Raw genomic sequence first — 439 nt, 5'->3', positions numbered from 1 at the left:
CTTCGACACCGAGGCCGACGCGTTCGCCGCGCTGCGCGCCGGGGCCAGCGGCTTCCTGCTCAAGAACGTCCCCCCGGAGGAGTTGCTCGCCGCGATCCGGGTCGTCGCCCAGGGCGACTCGGTGATCGCTCCCTCGATCACCCGACGGCTGCTCGACCGGTTCGCCGGTCAACTCGGCACCGCCCCCGGCGAGGATCCCCACCTGGCCCAGCTCACCGAGCGGGAACGGGAGATCCTGCTGCTGGTGGCGCAGGGACTGGCCAACGCCGAGATCGCCGAACGGGTGCACGTCGCCGAGGCGACGGTGAAGACCCACGTCGGGCGGACCCTGGCCAAGCTCCAGCCCCGCGACCGGGTGCAGGCGGTGGTGCCGGCGTACGAGAGCGGGCCGGCCGTGCCCGGGTGGGAGTCCGGGCGTACGTACGTGGGGGGCAGCGAG

1 protein-coding gene is annotated in these 439 nt (G+C 73.8%); it reads left to right on the top strand.

What is annotated here, in order from left to right:
- A partial coding sequence (locus JMF97_RS30915; protein WP_203224701.1) for a LuxR C-terminal-related transcriptional regulator occupies positions 1–439 on the top strand: 439 nt, incomplete at both ends.

The sequence above is a fragment of the Micromonospora fiedleri genome (assembly GCF_016774385.1).
GTDB classification, from domain to species: domain Bacteria; phylum Actinomycetota; class Actinomycetes; order Mycobacteriales; family Micromonosporaceae; genus Micromonospora; species Micromonospora gifhornensis.
This window is presented reverse-complemented; position numbering and strand designations above follow the sequence as displayed.